This window comes from Kitasatospora sp. NPDC089913, assembly GCF_044748625.1.
GTDB lineage: Bacteria > Actinomycetota > Actinomycetes > Streptomycetales > Streptomycetaceae > Kitasatospora.
On the sequence record NZ_JBIVGI010000007.1, the window covers coordinates 57,277 to 75,008 of the forward strand.

13 protein-coding genes are annotated in these 17,732 nt (G+C 72.8%); 8 read left to right on the top strand and 5 right to left on the bottom strand.

The window, feature by feature from the left end; translation table 11 throughout:
- Window positions 1-205 precede the first annotated feature (205 nt).
- Both ACIPYS_RS13395 and ACIPYS_RS13400 read right to left on the bottom strand, forming a co-directional pair.
- Window positions 206-1,360 (bottom strand): glycosyltransferase, encoded by a 1,155-nt coding sequence (locus tag ACIPYS_RS13395; RefSeq protein ID WP_400745930.1) that lies wholly within the window; start codon window positions 1,358-1,360, stop codon window positions 206-208.
- Window positions 1,361-1,580: 220 nt separating this feature from the next.
- Window positions 1,581-2,021, bottom strand: a complete 441-nt coding sequence (locus tag ACIPYS_RS13400; RefSeq protein ID WP_045941742.1) for an SRPBCC family protein — start codon at window positions 2,019-2,021, stop codon at window positions 1,581-1,583.
- Between the two features lie 135 nt (window positions 2,022-2,156).
- Between ACIPYS_RS13400 and ACIPYS_RS13405 the strand changes: the two genes are divergently transcribed.
- The gene (locus ACIPYS_RS13405; RefSeq protein WP_030398292.1) at window positions 2,157-3,050 is read left to right on the top strand and encodes a HipA family kinase; all 894 of its coding nucleotides are present in this window, start codon (window positions 2,157-2,159) and stop codon (window positions 3,048-3,050) included.
- A gap of 144 nt (window positions 3,051-3,194) precedes the next feature.
- Here ACIPYS_RS13405 and ACIPYS_RS13410 read toward each other — a convergent pair whose 3' ends face one another.
- The 3 genes from ACIPYS_RS13410 to ACIPYS_RS13420 form a co-directional block, all read right to left on the bottom strand.
- Window positions 3,195-4,682, bottom strand: coding sequence for a S8 family serine peptidase (locus ACIPYS_RS13410; RefSeq protein WP_093860002.1), 1,488 nt, complete (start codon window positions 4,680-4,682; stop codon window positions 3,195-3,197).
- 303 nt (window positions 4,683-4,985) lie between these two features.
- On the bottom strand, window positions 4,986-6,104 hold the full coding sequence (locus ACIPYS_RS13415; protein WP_400745936.1) for an amidohydrolase family protein: 1,119 nt from the start codon (window positions 6,102-6,104) through the stop codon (window positions 4,986-4,988).
- Window positions 6,105-6,107: 3 nt separating this feature from the next.
- On the bottom strand, window positions 6,108-7,586 hold the full coding sequence (locus tag ACIPYS_RS13420; RefSeq protein ID WP_400745939.1) for a glutamine synthetase: 1,479 nt from the start codon (window positions 7,584-7,586) through the stop codon (window positions 6,108-6,110).
- A gap of 517 nt (window positions 7,587-8,103) precedes the next feature.
- Here ACIPYS_RS13420 and ACIPYS_RS13425 point away from each other — a divergent pair.
- From ACIPYS_RS13425 to ACIPYS_RS13455, 7 genes are all read left to right on the top strand, one after another.
- Window positions 8,104-9,879, top strand: coding sequence for a 3-hydroxyacyl-CoA dehydrogenase family protein (locus ACIPYS_RS13425; protein ID WP_400745941.1), 1,776 nt, complete (start codon window positions 8,104-8,106; stop codon window positions 9,877-9,879).
- Between the two features lie 179 nt (window positions 9,880-10,058).
- The gene (locus ACIPYS_RS13430) at window positions 10,059-10,979 is read left to right on the top strand and encodes a TetR family transcriptional regulator (RefSeq protein ID WP_400745943.1); all 921 of its coding nucleotides are present in this window, start codon (window positions 10,059-10,061) and stop codon (window positions 10,977-10,979) included.
- 409 nt (window positions 10,980-11,388) lie between these two features.
- Complete coding sequence (gene ccrA, locus ACIPYS_RS13435; RefSeq protein WP_093860006.1) at window positions 11,389-12,759, top strand: crotonyl-CoA carboxylase/reductase; 1,371 nt, start codon at window positions 11,389-11,391, stop codon at window positions 12,757-12,759.
- A gap of 9 nt (window positions 12,760-12,768) precedes the next feature.
- Entirely contained in the window at window positions 12,769-14,796 is a 2,028-nt protein-coding gene (locus tag ACIPYS_RS13440) for a protein meaA (RefSeq protein ID WP_400745946.1), read from the top strand.
- A gap of 20 nt (window positions 14,797-14,816) precedes the next feature.
- Window positions 14,817-15,776 (top strand): CoA ester lyase, encoded by a 960-nt coding sequence (locus ACIPYS_RS13445; RefSeq protein WP_400745948.1) that lies wholly within the window; start codon window positions 14,817-14,819, stop codon window positions 15,774-15,776.
- 22 nt (window positions 15,777-15,798) lie between these two features.
- Complete coding sequence (locus ACIPYS_RS13450; RefSeq protein WP_030305811.1) at window positions 15,799-16,302, top strand: MaoC family dehydratase; 504 nt, start codon at window positions 15,799-15,801, stop codon at window positions 16,300-16,302.
- 157 nt (window positions 16,303-16,459) lie between these two features.
- Entirely contained in the window at window positions 16,460-17,692 is a 1,233-nt protein-coding gene (locus tag ACIPYS_RS13455) for an acyl-CoA dehydrogenase family protein (protein WP_400745949.1), read from the top strand.
- The last annotated feature ends 40 nt before the right edge of the window (window positions 17,693-17,732 follow it).

A 17,732-nucleotide genomic window follows, 5' to 3' on the forward strand; every position in this document is an offset into this window, starting at 1 on the left:
CTCGCGAATTTCCGGCGTGAAATCGAAACGAAGCAGGCAAAATCAGACGTTACCGAACGCTGGCTTGAATGCTGGAAGTTGACTTGCCATTTCATTCCAGCCGCCCATTAATAGGTATTTCTGATTTCACCCCTCATCCACAACCGGTTGAGGGTGCGAATACGACGGCGCCGGATCGGCGGGTCATTCACGGCATGTGAAACGATCAGATCCGCTGCGGGACACGGGCGCGGCGCCGCCCGGCCGCCGGACCGGCCCCCAGCAGGTCGCGGTAGAGCGCGTCCACCTGTTCGACCACCGAGCGAACATCATGGCGGGCCGCGGCGTGCTCGCGCAGGCGCAGCCCGCGCCGCTCGCACTCGATCGGATCGGACAGCGCCTCGGCCATTCGAGTGACCAGCGCGTCCGCGTCGCCGGGCGGCACCACGGCGGACGCGCGTTCGACCGGCGGCAGGCACTCCCGCGCGCCCGGCACATCGGTCAGCAGCACCGGACGCCCGGAGGCCATCGCCTCCAGCGGGGCCAGTGCCATGCCCTCCCAGCGCGAGGGCAGTACCACCAGATCGGCCGCCGCCAGCCACGGCCGGGGGTCCGCGACGTCCCCCACCAGCCGGACCCGGGACGGCTCGGCGCCCTCCCGGACCGTCGCGGCCAGCCGGGTCTCCTCCGGTCCGCCGCCGACCAGCGCCAGCCGGGCGGCCGGCACCCGGCGCGCCACCTCCGGCCAGGCGGCGAGCAGCACGTCCTGGCCCTTCTGGCGGCAGAGCCGGCCCACGCAGACCGCGAGCGGGGCGTCGAGCTCCAGACCGAGCGCGATCCGGGCCGCCCGGCGGTCGGCGGGCGCGTAGTGGCGCACGTCCACGCCGTTGGGCACCACCGCCCAGTCGGCGTGCAGTCCGGCCGCGATGCCGTCGGTCCGCTCCTGGACCGAGACGCAGAGCAGCCGGTGCGCCCAGCGGGTCGCGTACCGCTCCCAGCGCAGGGTGGCGGCGGCCAGCGCGCCGTCCACCGCGGCGAAGGACCAGGCGTGCGGCTGGAAGACCGTGGGCACCGCGCCGCGGACGGCCAGCCGGCCGGCCAGCCCGGCCTTGGCGCTGTGCAGATGGAGCATGTCGGGCGCGGCGGCCCGGACGATCCGGCGCAGCCGCCAGGCCTCGGCCGCGGTGGCCGGGCCGGGCGAACGGCCGGCGGGCCAGTCCTGGACCAGCGCACCGACCGCGGCGGCCTCCTCGGCCAGCCGGCCGCCGCGCGGACAGGCGACCAGCACCCGGTGGCCGGCCTCGCGCTGCCCCCGGACCAGGTCGACCACGACGCGGGCCACTCCACCGTCGACGGGTTGGGAAATGTGAAGGATCGTCATATGCACGGCGGCGAGCCTAGGGTGGCCGCACCGTGCCGCGGGGCCCCCGTCACCCGGAGGTGGCGGGGCGTCCACCCGTACGGCGCGCCGCTCGTACGGGTGGACGAACTCCTCGAATTCCTGGGCGAGCCGGCGGGGCGGGCGGGCCGACCCCGACCCGGGCCCGACCGAACCGGCCCCGGCCCGCGCCGGGCCGGGGCCGCGCCCTCGGCGCTCGGGCTCAGCGCACCTCGGCGGCCAGGTTGGCGAGCACCTCGTCGTGGATCCGGTTCAGGCCCTTGGGCGCGAAGGTCCGCTCGAAGAAGCCGCCGATACCGGTCGCGCCCTGCCAGGTGGCCGTGACGGTGACCCTGGTCCGGCCCTCGCCGGCCGCCGCGACGGTCCAGGTGACCACCATGCTGGAGTTGGCGTCCTTCTCCACCAGCTGGTCCGGCCGCGGCGCCGAGACGGTGAGCAGGCAGTCGCGGATCCGCTTCTCGGTGGCCTGGAGCTTCCAGTGCACCTGGGTGCCCGCCCCGGTGCCGCCGACCCGGACCTCGTACTCGCTGTACTGCGCGGGCAGCAGCTTGGGGCGGATCACCTGGTAGTCGGCCAGCGCCTCGTACACCCGCTCGGGGGCCGCGTCGTAGACCCGCTCGGTGGTGGCCTGCACCTGTCCCATGGTCCTGCTCTCCTTCGTCGGTCGTCCGGCGCCGGGTTCCGTCCGGCCGGTGTCGCTCACCGGCAAGCCAATCACAGCGAACGGGGTGCGCCGGGCGGCGGCCTCCGCCCGCGCGCGGACGTTAGGGTGGCGGTTGTGCTCGAACAGGTGACAGCAGTGCGCTACGTCGACCCGCTGCGGGCCGGCGGTTCCGTGCCCGGCGTGGTGGAGACCGACGACCTGGGCACCTACGTGGTGAAGTTCACCGGGGCCGCCCAGGGCCGGAAGGCGCTGGTGGCGGAGGTGATCGTCGGCGAGCTGGCCCGGCGGCTCGGCCTGCGGGTGCCGGAGCTGCGGCTGGTGGACTTCGACCCGGCGGTGGCCGAGGACGAGCCGGACAGCGAGATCCAGGACATCCTGCGGGCCAGCCGCGGCGTCAACCTCGGGATGGACCTGCTGCCCGGCGCCCGCGACTTCCGGCCCGGCATGATCGACGTCGGACCGGCCGAGGCCGGCCGGGTGGTGTGGCTGGACGCGCTCACCGGCAATGTCGACCGGACGGTGCACAACCCCAACCTCATGGTCTGGCACGGCCGGCTCTGGCTGATCGACAACGGCGCCGCGCTGATCTTCCACCACCGCTGGTCCGCGGCCGGCGCCTCGGTCGGCAAGCGGTACGACCTGAGCGCCCACGCCCTCGGCGGTTACCGCCCGGACGTGCGGCTGGCGGACGAGGAGCTGGGGCCGCTGGTCACCGCCGGACTGCTGGAGCAGGTGGTGGCCCTGGTGCCGGACGCCTGGCTGGCCGACGAGCCGGGGTTCGACTCGGTCGGGGCGCTGCGCCGGGCCTATGTGGAGCACCTGGCGGAACGGGCGGCCCGTTCGGCCGAGTGGCTTCCGGAGGGGTTCTCGACCCCCGAGCAGCTGCTCGACGCGGAGCGGCGGCGGGCCGCGCGGACCAGGGCCGGACGGCCGGCCTGGCTGCGCGAGGTGCCGGACCTGCACGGCAAGCCGTCGGTGGAGACGGTGTGGGAGCAGCACGTCGAGTGACCGCCCGGCCGGCCGCGCACCCGGGCGCGCGGCCGCGGGCACGCAGGACCCTGGCCCGCAGGACCCGGGCACGCGAACGGGGGCGGGACTCGTGTCCCGCCCCCGTCCGGCGACTCAGGGGTTCAGCAGCCGGTCAGCCGTGGCTCAGCGCCACCACTGGACCGCCTTCTCGGCGTTGATGATGCCCGCGCCGTAGAAGCCGTTGTCGTCCGCGCCACCCTCGCAGGTGGCGGCCCAGGTGCCGGTGCCGCCCGGGTTGTACGGGCCCGACGGGCAGGCGTGCGACTCGGCCTGGTTGGTGAGCAGCTCGGTCAGCTCCTCGGGGCTGGCCCACGGGAAGGTGCCGGCCAGCAGCGCGAGCACACCGGCGGCGTGCGGGGAGGCCATCGAGGTGCCCTGCATGTAGCCGTAGCCGCCGCCCGGGATGGTGGACAGCACGCGGCCGTTCTTGTCCGGGGTGTTCGGGACCTGGTAGATGCGGTCGCCACCGGGGGCGGCCACGGTGACCTTGTTCTTGCCGTAGCTGGAGTAGTACGACTTGTCGCCGTTGACACCCACGGAGGAGACCGAGACCACGCCGTCCAGCTCGGTCGGCAGGTTGAGGCAGTCCTGGGTGATCGGGCGCTCGACCGGGGTGGTGTCGTCCGGGCTGGCGACGTCCTTGGTCTTGTGGGCCAGGTCGATGTTCTCGTTGCCCGCGGCGGCGACGTTGAGGACGCCCTTGCGCTGCGAGAACTCGACGGCGCGGCGGACGGCGGTGGTGATCGCCGCCTGGTCCGCGTCGTTCTGGCAGTTGAACATCCACGGGTCGACGAAGTAGCTGTTGTTCGTGACCTTGAACTTGTGCTCACCGGCCCAGACGAAGCCGCAGATGGCGTACTCCGGGTAGATGAAGCCGCCGTCGTCGACGACCTTCACCGCGGCGAGCTTGACGTTCGGGGCGATGCCCTCGATGCCCTTGCCGTTCTTGGCGGCGGCGATGGTGCCGGCCACGTGGGTGCCGTGGGCGCCGTCGACGCCGGGCTGCCACGCGTCCCAGGCGGTGTTCGGCTTGCCGCCGTCGATGCAGGAGACCGACTGCGAGGCGTCGACGTTGGCGGCGAGGTCCTCGTGGGTGCCGTCGATGCCGGAGTCCAGCACGCCGACGGTGACCTTGTTGCTGCCGAGGGACAGCTTGTGGGCCTTGTCGACACCGATCTGACGCATGTCCCACTGGTTGGCCCAGTAGGGCTCCTCGCCGGCGGCGGGGGCGGCGGTCGGGGCGGCGGCGACCTCGGCGACCTTGTCCTCGGAGGCGGTGATGCCCTTGGTGCGGCTGGCGCCGACCGACTCGACGGCCTTCGCCTTGCGCAGCTTGGCGGCGAACTGGGTGTCGGTCGAGCGGGCGATCACCACGCCGATCTGCTCGTAGGAGTAGACGACGGTGCCGCCGAGGGCCTTGACCGCGGTCTCGACCTTCTGGACCTGGCCGTGGTTGGCCTTGGTGTTGACGACGTAGCTGAGCAGCGGACCGGTGGTCGTCTCCGCCCCGGCGGCGAAGGCGCTGCCGGCCGGGAGCGCGAGGGCTCCGGCGGTGGCGAGGACGACGCCCACCGCCGCGATCCGGGTCCGGCTGATCCGAGGAACACTCATAGGGGTTGGCCCTCCCGAGTCGTCATGCTGCAGCTGCGGTTGGCAGATGCGCTTGGAATGATCGGGACGCTAGTGAACAAGTGTTGCAATCCGCAAGAGGTAGACATCTAATCGTCACAAGTCGTCCACCGGCGGAAGGTATGACTCCGCTCCTGCTGGGCAGGGGTGACCGATCAAATGATCGGAAAAGACGCAGACCTCGCTGGCGGGGATCCTAGTCAGCCGCACCGACGGGGGAACAGGCATCCGGGGCGGCCGAAAGCGGCCAGTGGCGGATGGCCGCCACGACGGCGCGGCGGATACTCAGATCGCGTACAGTCGACGGGCATTGTCGGCCGCCACCAGCCGGGCCAGCCGCTCGGCGTCGGCCGCGGTGCAGGCGCCGTCGGCACGCCAGCCGGCCAGCAGGGAGCCAAGGCCGTGGCGGAACTGCGCCGCGCCGACCAGGTGGAGCTCCGGCAGGCCGTAGCCGTCGGTGGAGAACAGCAGTTTGCCGAACGGCGCCAGCTCCAGCATCTCGCCGAGCACCGCCGACGCCCGCGGGCCGACGTAGGAGGCGGTCAGCCCGAGGTCGGTGTACACCAGCGGGAAGGCCTGGGCCAGCCAGGCGGCCTGCCGGTGGTAGGGGTAGCCGTGCAGCAGCACCAGCGGGACGCCCGACGGCTCGGCGGCCCGCACGAAGTCGGCGAGCAGTGACGGGTCGGCCCGGTGCAGGGTGAGATCGGGATCGCCGAAGCCGGTGTGCAGCTGGAGCGGCAGCCGCAGCCCGGCGCAGACCTCCAGGGCCGTGTGGAGCAGTTCGTGCAGCAGAACCGGGTCGGTCAGCCGGCCGCCGCCGGCGTGCTCCCGGGCAGCGGCGGCCGCCGTCACCTCGGCCGGGGAGGGCCGCCGCGCGGGCACCGCGAGGCCGGCCCGGTAGGCCACCACCGACTTGAGCGCGACGGCTCCGGCGGCCGCGGCGGCCAGTGCCTCGCGCACCGCCCACGCCCAGTCGCCGGGCGGAGCGGTGACGGCCTCGGCGACCGGCTCGATCCGGACCACCTCGCGCACCCGGGCGCCGGCGGCCCCGGCGAACCCGTCGAGCGACAGCAGCGGGCGGCCGGCGGCCTCGGTCAGCCCGGTGTCCACCAGGCAGGTGTCCAGTCCGGCGGCGGCCAGCAGCAGCCGGGTGGCCTCGGGGGCGCCCAGCTCGCGCCGCCGGGCCAGGTACTCCTCGGCGGGCGCGTGCGCGGGCAGCCCCAGCACGGGCGGGCACCAGCGGCGGACGGCGAGCCCGAGCGCGCTGTCGAAGGGCGAGGTGCCGGGCGCGGGCGGGCGGTCGGACTCGGTGAGCAGCCCCGCCAGGGCGTCGTCGTCGAGCTCGGCCGTCACCACGCTGTGGCAGTGGTGGTCGACCAGCGCGGGGACGTCCGGCGGGGGCACCGGTCAGTACCGCCAGCGGGTGGCGGCGGCCAGCTGCTCGGGTGCCGCGTCCGCGTACTGCTCGGCCTCGGCCTGACGGACGGCCAGCACCGCCTCGAACAGCGGATCGCCGAGCGCCTCCCGGAGCACGGCGGAGCCCCGGTAGGCGGCCAGCGCCTCGGCCGGGCCGGTCGGCAGCCGGGGGAAGGTGCCGGGCTCGGCCAGGGCAGGGTCCCCGGTGGACTCCGGCGGCAGCGCGAGCCGCTGCTCCCGCCCGGCGAGGCCGGCGGCGATCACCGCGCCGACCGCCAGGTACGGGTTGGCGGTGGCGTCGAAGCACTTGATCTCGGCGTTGGCGGCGGAGGACCGCTCGCCGGTGGAGCCGGTGACCAGGCGGAGCGCGGCCTCGCGGTTCTCCAGCCCCCAGCACTGGTAGGCCCCGGCCCAGTGCGTGGGGACCAGGCGGAGATAGCCGGCCGGGCTGGAGCAGCCGAGCACCAGCAGCTCGGGCAGCGCGCCGAGCACCCCGGCCAGGAAGCCCTCGGCCTCGGCGGTCAGCCCGTGCGGGCCGGGGCCGCCGTGCGCGAGGTTGTGCCCCTCGCGCCAGAGGCTGAGGTGGAGGTGGCCGCCGTTGCCGACCCCGCCGGCCTCGACCGCCGGGGCGAAGGAGGCCCGCAGACCGTGCCGGGCGGAGACGGCCCGGACGGTGTGCCGGACCAGTACCGAGGTGTCGGCGGCCTCGACCGGACCCTCCGGGGCGACCGAGACCTCGAACTGCCCGGGCGCGTACTCGGGGTGGATCTGGAGCACGGTCAGGCCCTGCTCGCCGAGGGCGCGGAGGACGTCGCGCAGGTAGTCGGAGAGGTCGGTGAGCCGCTGCATGCCGTAGGCCGGGCCGGCCGTCGGGTAGCGGGGTGCCTCCCCCTCCGGGCCGGCCAGCGCGACCACCCACTCGATCTCGATCCCGGCCTTGAGGGCCAGGCCCTGCTCGGCCGCGGCGGCCACCGCCCGGCGGGCGAAGAGCCGCTGGCAGCCGGGGTGCGGGGCGCCGCCCTGGGTGTAGCGGTCCCCCGGGGCCCAGGCCCAGCCGGGCTGGGCGGCGAGCGGGACGATCCGCTCGACGTCGGGGTAGAGCCGGAGGTCGCCGGTGGGGCCGCCGATCAGCCGGCTGGTGACGACGGAGTCGTCGGCCAGGAAGACGTCGAAGCAGGGGGCGGCGCCGACGCCCCACTGCGCCGCGTGCACCAGGCCGCCGAGCGGCACCGCCTTGACCCGGGCGATGCCGGCGTTGTCCACCCAGGTGACGGCGACCGCCTCGACCCCGGAGCCCCGCAGCCGGTCGGCGGCGGCCCGCGCGCGCTCGCCGCGCTCGGCCCGGTCCGCCCGCGGCGGCAGCACGGCGCCGGCACCGGACTCGACGTGCCCGGCCGGGCCGGGGGCGGGTCGGGCGGCGGACCCGGCGGCGGGCTCGGGTCGGTCCGTGGCAACGGTTCCAGTGGTCATGCCCCCATGGTTCCCAGCCCCGCCGGGCCGCGTAACTCCCCTATCGGGTGGTCCGAACGGACGTCCGTCCACGACCTCACCCGCACGGGTGATCACCCGGTCGTGAGCAGCGGAACTCCTGTCCCCCACCCCCTTCCTACTCGCCGGTAGCTTCGCTACAGTGTCCGCACGCACCACTGCCGGGCTTCGGGAGCCGCACCGGCGGGGCGCCGTCCGCCGCGCCGGGAACCGCGGGGCCGACGGCGGACGACGGTGCGTTCGTTCACCGGCCGGTGCCGCGGATCGCGGCCGGGGCCGGATTTCTCTCCTCTGTGTTCAGAGCCGCTTCCTTCACCCCGAGCGCCTGAGTACCACGGCACACCCGCAGCACCGCCGGAGCGGACCGGCGGCTGCGCGGTGGCCGCAACCGTCATCCCCCCGCACCGCGCGCGGACCCTCCTGCGGAGCGCGCGCCCTCGTTCCGGGGGCGCGCCCTCCGGAGCGCGCGCGGGCCTTCCATGACAAGGAGTCAGGACAGATGGAGCGTCCCTTCCCCACGGTCGCCGTGGTCGGACTCGGCACGATGGGCACCGGCGTCGCCGTCGCGGTCGCCAGGAGCGGCCGCCGGGTGATCGGCATCGAGGCCGACGAGAACTCCGCCGCCCGGGCCCTGGCCCGGATCGAGGAGTCCACCGCGCACGCGGTGGCCCGGGAGCGGCTCACCGCCGAGGAGCGGGCCGGGCTGCTCGCCCGGCTCACCGTCGGCCACGCGCTGGAGGCCGCCGCCGAGGCGGACCTGGTGATCGAGGAGGTGCCCGAGCAGCTGGAGCTGAAGCGGGAGGTCTTCGCGGCGCTGGACCGGATCTGCCCGGCCGCGACCGTGTTCGCCACCGGCACCACCGCGCTCTCGGTGACCCGGATCGCCGCCGCCACCGCCCGCCCGGACCGGGTGCTCGGGCTGCACTTCTTCAACCCGGTGCACACCATGAAGCTGGTCGAGGTGGTGCGCACCGTGCTCACCGCCCCGCAGGTCGCCGAGGACGCCGCGGCGCTGGCCCGGGACCTCGGCAAGGAGCCGGTGGCGGCCGGCGACCGGGCCGGCTTCGTGGTCAACGGACTGCTCTTCGCGTACCTGAACCAGGCCGCCGCGATGTACGAGTCCAGGTACGCCACCCGGGAGGACATCGACGCCGCGATGCGGCTGGGCTGCGGCCTGCCGATGGGGCCGCTGGCCCTGCTCGACCTGATCGGCGTGGACACCGCGAGGACCGTCCTGGAGGCGATGTACGAGCAGTCCAGGGACCGGCTGCACGCGCCCGCGCCGATCCTCGGCCAGCTGGTCTCGGCCGGACTGCTGGGCCGCAAGACCGGCCGCGGCTTCTACACCTACGAGGCGCCCGGCTCCTCCCGGGCCGTCGACACCACCGCCGGCCCGGCCCGGCCGGGGGTGTCCGGCCGGGAGGTGCGCAGCATCGGCGTCTGCGGCTCGGGCACCATGGCGACCGGCATCGTCGAGGTGTTCGCCAAGGCCGGGTACCCCGTGCTGCTGGCCGCCCGGAGCCTGGAGAAGGCCGAGCGGGCCAAGGCCCAGCTGGCCAGGTCGCTGGAGCGCTCGGTGGCGAAGGGCCGGCTGACCGAGCAGCAGCGGGACGCCGCCCTGGGCCTGGTGACGCCGGTCGGGCAGTACGGCGAGCTGGCGGACGTGGACCTGGTGGTCGAGGCGGTGGCCGAGGACCTCGCGGTCAAGCGCGAGCTGTTCACCGCGCTGGACGCGATCGTCAAGCCGGGCGCGGTGCTGGCCACCACCACCTCCTCGCTGCCGGTGGTCGCGTGCGCCTCGGCCACCGGGCGGCCGCAGGACGTGGTCGGCATGCACTTCTTCAACCCGGCGCCGGCGATGCGGCTGGTCGAGGTGGTCTCCACGGTGCTGACAGCGCCGGAGGTCACCGCGACCGTGCTGGAGCTGTGCGCGAAGGTCCGCAAGCACCCGGTGGAGTGCGGGGACCGGGCCGGCTTCATCGTGAACGCGCTGCTCTTCCCCTATCTCAACGACGCGGTGCGGATGCTCCAGGAGCACTACGCGACGGTGGACGACATCGACACCGCGATGAAGCTCGGCTGCGGCTACCCGATGGGTCCGTTCGAGCTGCTGGACGTGGTCGGCCTGGACGTCTCGCTGACCATCGAGCAGGTGCTGCACCAGGAGTTCCGCGAGCCGGGCCTGGCCGCGGCGCCGCTGCTGGAGCACCTGGTGGCGGCGGGCTGCCTGGGCCGCAAGACCGGCCGCGGTTTCCGCGACCACGCGCGCCGATGACCACGCCGCCGTCCTACGGGGGAGCCCCCGACCGGCCGCCGTTCCGCGCGGAGCGGGCCGGCTGGGGGACGGGTTCGGTGTCCGCGCACTGGCCGAGACCGGCGGTGGGCGGACCGGTCGCCCCGGTACGCCGGGCAAGGCCCCCTGCTCCGGCGCCGGGGGCGTGTAGCGTTCCGGGCATGGATCGGGTTCAGTCAGTCTCCCCGCAGCAGTCGGCCCCGCAGCAGTCCGCGCCGGCGCGTGACGGCCGGTCGGCCGGGACGGGCTCGGAGGGGGGCCAGGGCAGCCGCCGGGCGGCGGCCCAGCGCCAGCAGATGCGCCAGGACCTGGCCACCGCCGCGATGGAGCTGTTCGCCTCGCAGGGCTACGAGGAGACCACGGTCGACCAGATCGCCGCGGCGGCCGGGGTGGCCCGGCGGACCTTCTTCCGGTACTTCCGGTCCAAGGAGGAGGCGATCTTCCCGGACCACGACGACACCCTGGTGCGGGTCGCCGACCTGCTGGCCAGCGCCGAGCCGGAGGAGCACCCGCTGGACGTGGTCTGCCGGGGCATCAAGGAGGTGCTGCGGATGTACGCCTCCACGCCCGGGGTCTCGGTGGCCAGGTACCAGCTGATCCGCCAGGTGCCGACGCTGCGGGAGCGGGAGATCGCCGTGGTGGCCCGCTACGAGCGGCTGTTCACCCGTTACCTGCTGGGCCGGTTCGACACCGCCGGGGAGATCCCCGCGGGCTGGCAGCACGGCGGCGAGGACGACTCGATGCTGGCCGAGGTGTCGGCGGCGGCGGTGGTCGCGGCGCACAACCACGTCCTGCGGCGCTGGCTGCGGGCCGGCGGGCGGGGCGACGTGGAGGCGCAGCTGGACCACTCCTTCGAGGTGATCCGGCAGACCTTCTGGGGCTCCAGCGCGCCGGGGGCGCGGCGGCGCGGTGCCGTGGTGGCACCGGGTGCCAGTGGGGCGGAGGCAGAGGCCTCGACCTCGCGCGCACCGAGTGCCACCGCTGGAGGTGAGGTACTCATCACAGTCACCCGGACGGACGCTCCACTGGAGCTGGTGGTGGATGCCGTGCGGGCCGCCCTGGAGGGCGTCAAGCAGGCCTGACCGCAGGAGTTTTCGCAGGTCAAAAGGGATTCGAGGGCCCGTGCCGGAGTGTCGGCACGGGCCTTTTCGATGCCCTCCGCGAGCCCTCCGGGGGTGCTGCCGATCCGTCCGAATTGGTGGCACCGCGTGTCTTTACGAGTGGCACAGGGTGCCACTACCTTGTTACCCACCAGTCGCGGCGCCGCGGCTCCCCACCTCGGCGCGCCGTCGTACCGGCGCTCCCCGACCCCGGGGGCGACCCACCGCAGTACCGGCCCACCAGCCACCCCGGCCCACCAGCCGTCGGCCCACCAGCCACCCCGGCCCACCAGCCACCCACACCCACCACCCCGTTCAGCGAAGCCGGTGTCCGCTCCCGGCTCCCCCAGACGCCCTGTGCCCTCACACAGGTACGCCTTCGGAGGCAGCCATGAAGGAAATCCTCGACGCGATCCTCAGCTCCGACAGCACCTCGGCGGACTTCGCCAACGTGAAGCTGCCGGAGTCCTACCGGGCGGTCACGCTCCACAAGGACGAGGAGCAGATGTTCGCGGGCCTCGACAGCCGCGACAAGGACCCGCGCAAGTCCCTCCACCTCGACGACGTCCCGCTGCCCGAGCTGGGCCCGGGCGAGGCCCTGGTCGCCGTGATGGCGAGCGCGGTGAACTACAACACCGTGTGGAGCTCGATCTTCGAGCCGGTCTCCACCTTCGGCTTCCTGGAGCGCTACGGCCGGCTCTCCCCGCTCACCAAGCGCCACGACCTGCCGTACCACGTGCTCGGCTCCGACCTGGCGGGCGTGGTGCTGCGCACCGGCGCCGGGGTCAACGCCTGGAAGCCGGGCGACGAGGTGGTCGCCCACTGCCTGTCCGTCGAGCTGGAGTCCTCGGACGGCCACAACGACACGATGATGGACCCGGAGCAGCGGATCTGGGGCTTCGAGACCAACTTCGGCGGCCTGGCCCAGCTGGCCCTGGTGAAGACCAACCAGCTGATGCCCAAGCCCGCCCACCTGACCTGGGAGGAGGCCGCCTCCCCCGGCCTGGTCAACTCCACCGCCTACCGCCAGCTGGTCTCGCAGAACGGCGCGGGCATGAAGCAGGGCGACAACGTGCTGATCTGGGGCGCCAGCGGCGGCCTCGGCTCGTACGCCACCCAGTACGCGCTGGCCGGCGGCGCCACCCCGATCTGCGTGGTCTCCAGCCCGGAGAAGGCCGACATCTGCCGGGCGATGGGCGCCGAGGCGATCATCGACCGCTCCGCCGAGGGCTACCGGTTCTGGAAGGACGAGCAGAACCAGGACCCGCGCGAGTGGAAGCGCTTCGGCGGGCGGATCCGCGAGCTGACCGGCGGCGAGGACGTCGACATCGTCTTCGAGCACCCCGGCCGGGAGACCTTCGGCGCCAGCGTCTACGTCACCCGCAAGGGCGGCACCATCGTCACCTGCGCCTCCACCTCCGGCTACATGCACCAGTACGACAACCGCTACCTGTGGATGTCGCTCAAGAGGATCGTCGGCTCGCACTTCGCCAACTACCGCGAGGCCTGGGAGGCCAACCGCCTGGTGGCCAAGGGCAAGATCCACCCGACCGTGTCCAAGGTCTACCCGCTGGAGCAGACCGGGCAGGCCTCGCTCGACGTCCACCAGAACCGGCACCAGGGCAAGGTCGGCGTGCTCTGCCTCGCCCCCGAGGAGGGCCTGGGCGTGCGCGACGCCGAGCTGCGCGCCAAGCACCTGCCCGCGATCAACCTCTTCCGCGAGGTCACCGAGCGGACCATCCAGCCGAGCCGCGACATCTAAGGCGACCCGATGACCGACCAGAAGCGCGACCGGCCCTGGCTGATGCGCACCTACGCCGGGCACTCCACGGCCGAGGACTCCAACGCGCTCTACCGGCGGAACCTCGCCAAGGGGCAGACCGGCCTCTCGGTGGCGTTCGACCTGCCGACCCAGACCGGCTACGACTCCGACCACATCCTCGCCCGCGGCGAGGTCGGCCGGGTCGGGGTGCCGGTGGGCCACGTCGGCGACATGCGCACCCTGTTCGACGGCATCCCGCTCGAGCAGACCAACACCTCCATGACGATCAACGCCACCGCGATGTGGCTGCTGGCGCTCTACCAGGTGGTCGCCGAGGAGCAGGGCGCGGACATCGCCAAGCTCACCGGCACCACCCAGAACGACATCGTCAAGGAGTACCTGTCGCGCGGGACGCACGTCTTCCCGCCCGGCCCCTCGGTGCGCCTGATCACCGACATGATCGCCTACACGGTCGGGAACATCCCGAAGTGGAACCCGATCAACATCTGCAGCTACCACCTCCAGGAGGCCGGGGCCACCCCGGTCCAGGAGATCGCCTACGCGATGTGCACCGCGATCGAGGTGCTGGACGCCGTCCGCGACTCCGGCCAGGTGCCGGCCGAGCGGATGGGCGAGGTGGTCGCCCGGATCTCCTTCTTCGTCAACGCCGGGGTGCGGTTCGTCGAGGAGATGTGCAAGATGCGGGCCTTCGGCCGGCTCTGGGAGAAGGTCACCCGGGAGCGGTACGGCATCGAGGACCCCAAGCAGCGCCGGTTCCGCTACGGCGTGCAGGTCAACTCGCTCGGCCTGACCGAGGCCCAGCCGGAGAACAACGTCCAGCGGATCGTGCTGGAGATGCTCGCCGTCACGCTCTCCAAAGACGCCCGCGCCCGCGCCGTCCAGCTGCCCGCCTGGAACGAGGCGCTCGGCCTGCCCCGCCCGTGGGACCAGCAGTGGTCGCTGCGGATCCAGCAGGTGCTGGCCTTCGAGTCCGACCTGCTGGAGTACGGGGACATCTTCAACGGCTCCGAGGTGATCGAGGCCAAGACCGAGGCGCTGCTGGCGGGCGCCGAGGCCGAGATCGCCAAGGTGCTGGGGATGGGCGGGGTCATCCCGGCCGTCGAGTCCGGCTACCTGAAGTCCAACCTGGTCGCCTCGCACGCCGCCCGCCGGGCCCGGATCGAGTCCGGCGAGGACAAGATCATCGGGGTCAACTGCTTCGACACCACTGAGGAGAGCCCGCTCACGGCCGACCTCGACACCGCGATCATGGTCGTCGACCCGGCCTCCGAGCAGTCCGTGCTGACCGCGCTGGAGGCCTGGCGCAGTCAGCGCGACGAGGCGGCCGCGCTGAGCGCCCTGGCGGAGCTCAAGGCCGTCGCCGGCACCACCGCCAACCTCGTGCCGGCCACCCTGGCCTGCGCCCGGGCCGGGGTCACCACCGGCGAGTGGGCCTTCGCCCTGCGCGAGGTGTTCGGCGAGTACCGCGCGCCCACCGGCGTCGGCGGCGCCCCGGTCGCGGTCCCGGCCGAGCCCGGCGGCGAGCTGGCGGCCGTCCGCGAGGCGGTCGCCGCGACCGCCGCCGAACTCGGCGCCGGCAAGCTGCGGCTGCTGGTCGGCAAGCCCGGCCTGGACGGGCACTCCAACGGGGCCGAGCAGATCGCCGTCCGGGCCCGCGACGCCGGGTTCGAGGTGGTCTACCAGGGCATCCGGCTCACCCCGGAGCAGATCGTCTCCGCCGCCGTCGCCGAGGACGTCCACTGCGTGGGCCTGTCGATCCTCTCCGGCGCCCACTCCGAGCTGGTGCCGGACGTGCTGCACCGGCTGCGCCGGGCCGGGGTGGAGGATGTCCCGGTGATCGTGGGTGGCATCATCCCGGCAGCGGACGGCGAGGCCCTCAGGGCCGCCGGCGTCGCCGCCGTGTTCACCCCGAAGGACTTCGGCATCACGACCATCATCGGCCGGATCGTGGACGAGATCCGGCTGGCCAACAGGCTCCAGCCCTGGACGCCGGCCCCGGCCACGACGACCAGCTGACCCCGGAAGGAACCACCCCCTTGTCCCAGAACCGCCTCCGCCCGCGCCGTTCCTGCCTCGCCGTGCCGGGCTCCAACCCGCGCTTCCTGGAGAAGGCCCAGGGCCTGCAGGCCGACCAGGTCTTCCTCGACCTGGAGGACGCCTGCGCCCCCCTGGTCAAGGAGAGCGCCCGCCACACCGTCGTCGACGCCCTGAACAACGGCGACTGGACCGGCAAGACCCGGGTCGTGCGGGTCAACGACTGGACCACCCACTGGACCTACCGCGACGTGATCACCGTGGTCGAGGGCGCCGGCACGAACCTCGACTGCATCATGCTGCCGAAGGTCCAGGACGCCGAGCAGGTGAAGGCGCTCGACCTGCTGCTCACCCAGATCGAGAAGACCATGGGCTTCGAGGTCGGCCGGATCGGCATCGAGGCGCAGATCGAGAACGCCAAGGGCCTCATCAACGTCGACACCATCGCCCAGGCCTCGCCCCGGCTGGAGACCATCATCTTCGGCCCGGCCGACTTCATGGCCTCGATCAACATGAAGTCGCTGGTGGTCGGCGAGCAGCCGCCCGGCTACTCGGCCGACGCCTACCACTACATCCTGATGCGCATCCTGATGGCCGCCCGCGCCAACGACCTCCAGGCGATCGACGGCCCCTACCTCCAGATCCGCAACCAGGAGGGCTACCGCGAGGTGGCCGGCCGCGCCGCCGCGCTGGGCTTCGACGGCAAGTGGGTGCTGCACCCGGACCAGATCGGCGCCGCCAACGAGATCTTCTCGCCCTCCCAGGAGGACTACGACCACGCCGAGCTGATCCTCGACGCCTACGACTGGTGCACCTCCGAGGCCGGCGGCTTCAAGGGCTCGGCGATGCTCGGCGACGAGATGATCGACGAGGCCAGCCGCAAGATGGCGCTGGTCGTCTCCGGCAAGGGCCGCGCGGCCGGTATGAAGCGCACCTCCACGTTCGAGCCCCCGCAGGCCTGAGACCGGTCAGGAGCCGTCGATCATGCAGTTCGGACGCACCTACGAAGAGTTCGAGGTCGGCGCCGTCTACCGGCACTGGCCCGGCAAGACGGTCACCGAGTACGACGACCACCTCTTCTGTCTGCTCACCATGAACCACCACCCGCTCCACATGGACACCAACTACGCGGAGCGGACCACCGACTTCGGCAAGAACGTGGTGGTGGGCAACTACATCTACTCGCTGCTGCTGGGCATGTCCGTCCCGGACGTCTCCGGCAAGGCGATCGCCAACCTGGAGATCGAGTCGCTGCGGCACGTCGCGCCGACCTTCCACGGCGACACGATCTACGGCGAGACCACCGTGCTCGACAAGTGGCCGTCCAAGTCCAAGGACGACCGCGGCATCGTGTACGTCGAGACCAAGGGCTACAAGCAGGACGGCACGGTCGTCTGCGTCTTCCGCCGCAAGGTGATGGTGCCGACCGCGACGTACATCGAGGCGCGCGGCGGCGAGCAGCCCGCCCGGCCGACGCCGCTCGCCTGAGCCCTCTCGAAGCCCAACCCCCAGGACCCCGGACGGGCCCGGCCGCCGTCATCGGCCGTGCCCCGCACCGGTTCACGGGGGCTCCGCGGAGCCACGCCCGCGGGGCCCCCGTCCACTCCCCCACCCTCGTTTTTCCAGGCATGACAGGAGCCGCACGATGGGACGCCTCGCACAGACCGACGGCCTCACCGAGATCCAGCGGGACATCCTCGCCACCGTGCGCGAGTTCGTCGACAAGGAGATCATCCCGGTCGCGACCGAGCTGGAGCACAAGGACGAGTACCCGACGGCGATCGTCGAGGGCATGAAGGAGCTCGGGCTCTTCGGCCTGACCATCCCCGAGGAGTACGGCGGCCTCGGCGAGTCGCTGCTGACCTACGCGCTGGTGGTCGAGGAGATCGCCCGCGGCTGGATGTCCGTCTCCGGCATCGTCAACACCCACTTCATCGTCGCCCACATGATCAACGCGCACGGCACCCAGGAGCAGAAGGAGCACTTCCTGCCCCGGATGGCGGCCGGCGAGATCCGCGGCGCCTTCTCGATGTCCGAGCCGGGCCTCGGCTCCGACGTCGCCGCGATCAGCACCAAGGGTGTGAAGGTACGTGGGGGCACCTCCCAGCCGGAGGCTGGGGGAGACTTCTACGTCCTCAACGGCCAGAAGATGTGGCTGACCAACGGCGGCACCTCCAGCCTGGTCGCGGTGCTCTGCAGGACCGACGAGGGCGGCTCCACGCCGTACAAGAACATGACCACCTTCCTGGTCGAGAAGACGCCGGGCTTCGGCGCCAACCCGACCGTCCCCGGCCTCACCGTGCCCGGGAAGATCGAGAAGATGGGCTACAAGGGCGTCGACACCACCGAGCTGGTGCTCCAGGACGTCCGGATCCCGGCCGACCGGATCCTCGGCGGCGTCCCCGGCCGCGGCTTCTACCAGATGATGGACGGCGTCGAGGTCGGCCGCGTCAACGTGGCCGCGCGCGGCTGCGGCGTCGCCCGCCGCGCCTTCGAACTGGGCATCTCCTACGCCCAGCAGCGCTCCACCTTCGGCAAGAAGATCGCCGAGCACCAGGCGATCCAGTTCAAGCTCGCCGAGATGGCCACCAAGGTCGAGGCCGCGCACCAGATGATGGTCATGGCCGCCCGCAAGAAGGACAGCGGCGAGCGCAACGACCTCGAGGCGGGCATGGCGAAGTACCTCGCCTCCGAGTACTGCAAGGAGGTCGTCGAGGACGCCTTCCGCATCCACGGCGGTTACGGCTTCTCCAAGGAGTACGAGATCGAGCGGCTCTACCGGGAGGCCCCGATGCTGCTGATCGGTGAAGGTACTGCGGAGATCCAGAAGATGATCATCGGGCGCCGACTGCTGGAGGAGTACCGCATCGCGGGCTGACCACCCCGCTGCGGGGCTCGCGGCCGGCCCGCGAGACCGC

Coding starts and splice junctions, on each gene's coding strand:
- ACIPYS_RS13440 (WP_400745946.1), top strand. CDS start 12,769: ATGACCGACCAGAAGCGCGACCGGCCCTGGCTGATGCGCACCTACGCC.
- ACIPYS_RS13430 (WP_400745943.1), top strand. CDS start 10,059: ATGGATCGGGTTCAGTCAGTCTCCCCGCAGCAGTCGGCCCCGCAGCAG.
- ACIPYS_RS13425 (WP_400745941.1), top strand. CDS start 8,104: ATGGAGCGTCCCTTCCCCACGGTCGCCGTGGTCGGACTCGGCACGATG.
- ACIPYS_RS13410 (WP_093860002.1), bottom strand. CDS start 4,682: ATGAGTGTTCCTCGGATCAGCCGGACCCGGATCGCGGCGGTGGGCGTC.
- ACIPYS_RS13455 (WP_400745949.1), top strand. CDS start 16,460: ATGGGACGCCTCGCACAGACCGACGGCCTCACCGAGATCCAGCGGGAC.
- ACIPYS_RS13450 (WP_030305811.1), top strand. CDS start 15,799: ATGCAGTTCGGACGCACCTACGAAGAGTTCGAGGTCGGCGCCGTCTAC.
- ccrA (WP_093860006.1), top strand. CDS start 11,389: ATGAAGGAAATCCTCGACGCGATCCTCAGCTCCGACAGCACCTCGGCG.
- ACIPYS_RS13395 (WP_400745930.1), bottom strand. CDS start 1,360: ATGACGATCCTTCACATTTCCCAACCCGTCGACGGTGGAGTGGCCCGC.
- ACIPYS_RS13420 (WP_400745939.1), bottom strand. CDS start 7,586: ATGACCACTGGAACCGTTGCCACGGACCGACCCGAGCCCGCCGCCGGG.
- ACIPYS_RS13400 (WP_045941742.1), bottom strand. CDS start 2,021: ATGGGACAGGTGCAGGCCACCACCGAGCGGGTCTACGACGCGGCCCCC.